Source organism: Desulfofalx alkaliphila DSM 12257 (assembly GCF_000711975.1).
Lineage (GTDB): Bacteria > Bacillota > Desulfotomaculia > Desulfotomaculales > Desulfohalotomaculaceae > Desulfofalx > Desulfofalx alkaliphila.
In genome coordinates this window covers 1-4,563 of the sequence record NZ_JONT01000051.1, presented here as the reverse complement: position 1 = coordinate 4,563, position 4,563 = coordinate 1, and the positions used below count along the sequence as shown (strand labels likewise).

Annotated in this window: 9 protein-coding genes; all 9 read right to left on the bottom strand. The window is 47.3% G+C overall.

Features of this window, described 5'->3' with window-relative positions; translation table 11 throughout:
• Positions 1–156: 156 nt before the first annotated feature.
• Positions 157–501 carry a PDDEXK family nuclease gene (locus tag BR02_RS0112875; RefSeq protein WP_169738628.1) on the bottom strand — a complete coding sequence of 115 codons (345 nt, stop codon included), beginning with the start codon at positions 499–501 and terminating at the stop codon, positions 157–159.
• An 8-nt stretch (positions 502–509) separates the two neighbouring features.
• Positions 510–749, bottom strand: a complete 240-nt coding sequence (locus BR02_RS0112870) for a DUF370 domain-containing protein (protein ID WP_031517727.1) — start codon at positions 747–749, stop codon at positions 510–512.
• Positions 750–806: 57 nt separating this feature from the next.
• Positions 807–1,031 carry a hypothetical protein gene (locus tag BR02_RS0112865; RefSeq protein WP_031517726.1) on the bottom strand — a complete coding sequence of 75 codons (225 nt, stop codon included), beginning with the start codon at positions 1,029–1,031 and terminating at the stop codon, positions 807–809.
• Between the two features lie 10 nt (positions 1,032–1,041).
• Complete coding sequence (locus tag BR02_RS14940) at positions 1,042–1,977, bottom strand: DnaD domain protein (RefSeq protein ID WP_051688320.1); 936 nt, start codon at positions 1,975–1,977, stop codon at positions 1,042–1,044.
• A gap of 162 nt (positions 1,978–2,139) precedes the next feature.
• On the bottom strand, positions 2,140–3,105 hold the full coding sequence (locus BR02_RS0112855; RefSeq protein ID WP_031517721.1) for a DUF5131 family protein: 966 nt from the start codon (positions 3,103–3,105) through the stop codon (positions 2,140–2,142).
• Positions 3,102–3,332, bottom strand: a complete 231-nt coding sequence (locus tag BR02_RS0112850; RefSeq protein WP_169738627.1) for a hypothetical protein — start codon at positions 3,330–3,332, stop codon at positions 3,102–3,104. The genes BR02_RS0112855 and BR02_RS0112850 overlap by 4 nt, the downstream gene beginning before the upstream one ends.
• The gene (locus tag BR02_RS16120; RefSeq protein ID WP_420795395.1) at positions 3,313–3,486 is read right to left on the bottom strand and encodes a DUF6906 family protein; all 174 of its coding nucleotides are present in this window, start codon (positions 3,484–3,486) and stop codon (positions 3,313–3,315) included. The genes BR02_RS0112850 and BR02_RS16120 overlap by 20 nt, the downstream gene beginning before the upstream one ends.
• A 72-nt stretch (positions 3,487–3,558) precedes the next feature.
• The gene (locus BR02_RS0112840) at positions 3,559–4,314 is read right to left on the bottom strand and encodes a hypothetical protein (protein WP_034639584.1); all 756 of its coding nucleotides are present in this window, start codon (positions 4,312–4,314) and stop codon (positions 3,559–3,561) included.
• A 2-nt stretch (positions 4,315–4,316) separates the two neighbouring features.
• A partial coding sequence (locus BR02_RS0112835) for a host-nuclease inhibitor Gam family protein (RefSeq protein ID WP_031517715.1) occupies positions 4,317–4,563 on the bottom strand: 247 nt, incomplete at its 5' end.

The following is a 4,563-nucleotide window of genomic DNA, read 5'->3' as shown; positions in this document are numbered from 1 at the left end:
GTTGCCGGTCGTACTTGCTTGGCAATATCAGCAATACCCGCACCGCCTTGCCACAGCTCTATCACCTGCTCTATTTCATCCTGATGCCAGCTAAAATCCAAGTCCTCCAGTATGATGGTCAGTTCCGTCTGCGGTCTCAGCTTAAAACTACTTACCCTAGCCATTATTGCCGCCCTCCAACCTCATCACATCTTCCACGCAGCGGGCCACCACGTATTCCCCGCCATGCGCCAATATATCTTTCTCAAACTGCACCTGGTACTCCGACTGCCGGCCCCGTGGTGTCTTTATCTCTATCCACACGGACCGGCCGTTTTTAATGGCGTACAGATCCGCAATGCCTTTGTAGCTGCCTAAGCTCTGGTGGATTTTCACTACAAACCACCCGCGCCATTGCAGGAAATCGCGTATTTGCCGTTGAATCTCTGCCTCTGTAGGTTTATTTTTCTGTGCACCGGCACTGGGTAGCAGTCCCAGTTGCCGGGCTTTTTTTATGCTCATATGACCAGTCACTTTTTCATCCTCTCCTGTAGTGTTTCTGGATGCAGCGCAGATAAGATTACGTGCCCACTATCGGTTACCAATGCCGATCGCGTTGCTCTGCCGTTCGTGCAATCTACAAGTAGCCCGATATCGCGGGCATTGTGTATCATGCGCCTAACCGGAGCAGATTTAGGTGCTGCTATAGCGATAATCCTGTCCATGTTCGCTACATTTCCGTGGCCAATGTGGATAAAATTGCTCACCATTTCACACTCCTTTCCATGGGTAGTGTTTGCTTTATCATTTATCAAATTCTCAGTTAGCTAGCCCACTATCCCCGGCCGGTGTTTCCTGCACCACTCACCCAGGGCACTAACAAGCACCATCGGGTTTTTATTTGCAGCCTCCGGAAACTGGGCTTTAAGATGTTGCACTATTGCCGGGGTAGTCATCTCTTCCAGCATAGGCCCATGCTGCTTGCAGTAATCCATCACTTCGTAATAGTCCGTTATCTCTTCGTACATCTTGCGATTATTTTTCGTTAGCATGAAACCCCTCCTAACTCATTAACAGCGCATCAAAATCAAATCCTTCTGGTTTACTCCTTGACTTATCTCCGGGCGATTCATATACTGTTTTACTCTTTTTTTGTTTAAATTGCTTGTCCCGCTCCCGAACATCTCGAATAGTGCGTAAATTGTTTTTAGTCCAGTTTAATAAAATGGCATCAATGTATCTAAAATTAACTTTGCCCATTAAGACAGAACGCCTTAGAGCCTCGATAATCAACTCGTCAGATAATTGGGTAGACCACTGCTTTATTCGCTCAACCTCCATCGGTGATAATGGGCGACCAAGTTCTTTTGCAAAAACAGAATACATATTTTCTTCGCGCGCGTTATTATTATTATTATTTATTTCTTTATATTTCTTTAATACTTTATTTAGGGGTGGGTCAAGGCCAGTAGTATCAAGGGTTTGAGGCTGGTTAACCCTTGCACAATCGGATAAGGGTGGGGTTATCCGATTGTGTAACCCTTGCCTTATCTCTTTGGATAACCCTTGTCCGATTGGATAACCCTTATCCTTTTGTGCAACCCCTTCACAGTTGTATATACCCTCGTTTACGTTGTCAATTAGCTTTTGCAAGTCAATACAATTGCTATCCCACTCGTCTATTTTCGTGTTGAAGGCATATACCGGAGTTTTACCAGGCTCATAACTAACCCGCTTGATGATGTTTTTTTGCAACAAGTCTTTTATTTGTCTTGATATATAGGGGTTACTGGTACCGCAAGCTGTGGCAAAATCACTAAGAGATATTGCATCCTCGGACTTGCCCCAGCCATAGGTGCGACGCAACAAGAACAGGCACATGCTTTTCTGGGTGCCGTTGATTTTGCACATAGCCAGGGCCTCCAGGAGTAAGTTTGCAATTTTCGTAAAACCATCATCTGTATCTGCCTTTAATATTTTCTGGTCACCCTTAGCCAAGTGTCTCAACCTCCTGCGTGATTATTTCTTTCCTTTGCCTTTACGCTTGTTTGTGCACCCTAGCAGATAGGGGCAAGCAGATAGGGGCAGTCTTCGCACTTATGATCCAGCAATCTGTTCGGCCGCCAGCACACGCCTTGCGGCGGTGCTATAACGGGAGCTTTATCCCGCATGTCCCGGAAACTCATCCCACTCACGGCTATCTAGTAGGCGGCCGGCTTTCTTTTTGCCAATTTTACAGACCGATGTATCGGGGTCAAAGTTGTACCATAGTTTATTTTTTATCCCCGGCTCATTACATCGCAGTTCATGAACGGGCGCCCACTCACCCCACTGTTTGAAGAAAAACGGCACTCCACTCGCCACACACTGGTCACGCAATGACCGCACCCAATCCGGGTGCATAGGCCTTGCTAACGGGCCGCTTTCGCCGCCGCAGATTACCCAGTCTATACGAGAGCGAATGCGTGCTGCTCGCAGTTTTGGGTATCCTTCGGGTACAATCGTTCCTTTTCGCCATTCCATTTCTTCTCCGGCGTAAAACTGACATGTAAGATATTTACTTAAATCCACCGGTCCCAGCATCGGCTCCACGCTCACGAACCGTACCGTTGCCGGTATTTGCAGCAGTATTGGTATTCGCTTGTCAGCCTGTTCCTGATTTTCGGCGGTAACGCCAAGCCAAACGTTGGGAAGGGGCCAATATTTATGGCAACCAGGATCATCACTGTATGTTGTGTTTCTCCATATTTCATTTGCAGCATTTGGTCTGCATAAAATATCTTTCATCCGCCCAGGTCGCTTTGTTAATACCATATATGTGTGCTGAGGAGTATCAGCCATTACAGCAAAAATATTGTAAATAATATTATCTGGCACATTTTCATGGAACAAATCACCCATACTGCACACGAACACCCTGCGCGGCTTCTTCCACCGCAGTGGCTCTATAAACCTTTTCAGGTGCATCGTTACCCGAAATGGCTCATCAGCTGGATACCCGCACCGGCCACGAAGCCTTTGTGCCATGCGTTTTGCGTAGCAATTTTCACACCCCGGACTAATTGGTGTGCAGCCTGTAACCGGGTTCCATACAGCATCTGCCCATTCAATCTTTGTTTTACTCATATAATCCACCTCACCACCTGAGCCACCAGAAACACCGCTGCCACCGCAAGCGCCCCATACGCAAACACCTTGGCAGACGGTTTGTCTCCGCTCTCCAACCATCGCTGCACCGCATTTACTGGCTTCCACACCAGCCGGCGGCGATATAATACCTTTTGGTGCGGGCGGTATTCTAGGTGGTACACATTATCCTGCCGTTCATACAACTTAGCCTGCTGCATTGCCATTACCCCTTAGTTTTATTACTCGTTCACTGCCAGTGTGGCGGTGTTGAATATATAGCTCACCAACGGGATTTTTAGTCACTAGCCAATTATTTGGGTTCAGTCTAGCTCTTGCTATTAACCTTTTCTGTCTTAAATTTGGCTTTTTACCCCGCATATAATCACCTCCCGGTGTAAAACATCCGGCGGCTGGCTAGGCACCAGCCGGGACTATTAATATTGCTTAAAGTCAAAACGGTACCTCATCACTATTATCATCGCTATAGTCAATATGACCGTCGTCTACTATCTCTGCCTCCGCTGGCTCTGACACATTGCCAGATAGTAGCTTATTAGACGCATCTTTGAGCCACTGGTCACGTGCATTGTCTGCCAGCCACTCCACATAATCTGTAGGCACATCACCTAGCTTTTTACCTTTATGTTTCCCAAAGTTAAGCACAAAGTCAGCAGGGTTGTCCACTCGTGGCCGATATGACCGCTCTATAACATTGCCGGACAAATCCATATCTTCCATGTCCTGTGTAAATATCTCGGACAGTGCTGCCACTGTTAATGTGGCATCCACCTGCGCCCTTTTCTTGGCCATCTTTAGGCATGTGTTGCCCAGCATATAAATATCCTGTTTCTCGTGGGTATATTTTTTTTCTCGGCTATTACAGTGACCTAAGCCTTGGGTGATTACCATGCCATTGCGGGTCAATAGGCACCTAACGGTGTAGGCAAAAAAACCTTTATCATAGTCTTTTACCTGCTCGATTATTTCGTACTCGCTACTTAACCCCATCAGCATAAGTATTTTTTCCGCCCCTGGCTTGAGCAGTGTAGGCTTGCTAGTTCCCGGGACTATGCCAAAATCATGGTTTTGCCTTAACGTTTGTTGCACCATCGCCTGAAACTGCCCGATCTTTTGCATAGTGGCGGACACCTGCTGTATGTTGACATTATCAATTACAGACAGTGCATTATTGTTTTCTGCGCTCATCGCTACACCTCCACTGAAAACTTAGGTTGACGTTCAACCACAACTACCCCTGGAACTGTCTCTCCGGTCTCTGGATCCACCAGCTTATCCCCGGCCACTTGCAGCACTTTTTTTAGTGCCGCCCAGTCCAACTTAGGCTCTTGCTGCACCAATACCTCGGGCCGATTGACTCGGGCCCACTCCTTTATCGCTGCATCATCCCGCTGATATTGCGGCTGTTGGGCCCGCATTTTTAGTGTACCGTATGGC

Coding starts and splice junctions, on each gene's coding strand:
- BR02_RS0112875 (WP_169738628.1), bottom strand. CDS start 501: ATGAGCATAAAAAAAGCCCGGCAACTGGGACTGCTACCCAGTGCCGGT.
- BR02_RS16120 (WP_420795395.1), bottom strand. CDS start 3,486: ATGCGGGGTAAAAAGCCAAATTTAAGACAGAAAAGGTTAATAGCAAGA.
- BR02_RS0112850 (WP_169738627.1), bottom strand. CDS start 3,332: ATGGCAATGCAGCAGGCTAAGTTGTATGAACGGCAGGATAATGTGTAC.
- BR02_RS0112865 (WP_031517726.1), bottom strand. CDS start 1,031: ATGCTAACGAAAAATAATCGCAAGATGTACGAAGAGATAACGGACTAT.
- BR02_RS0112840 (WP_034639584.1), bottom strand. CDS start 4,314: ATGAGCGCAGAAAACAATAATGCACTGTCTGTAATTGATAATGTCAAC.
- BR02_RS0112870 (WP_031517727.1), bottom strand. CDS start 749: ATGGTGAGCAATTTTATCCACATTGGCCACGGAAATGTAGCGAACATG.
- BR02_RS0112855 (WP_031517721.1), bottom strand. CDS start 3,105: ATGAGTAAAACAAAGATTGAATGGGCAGATGCTGTATGGAACCCGGTT.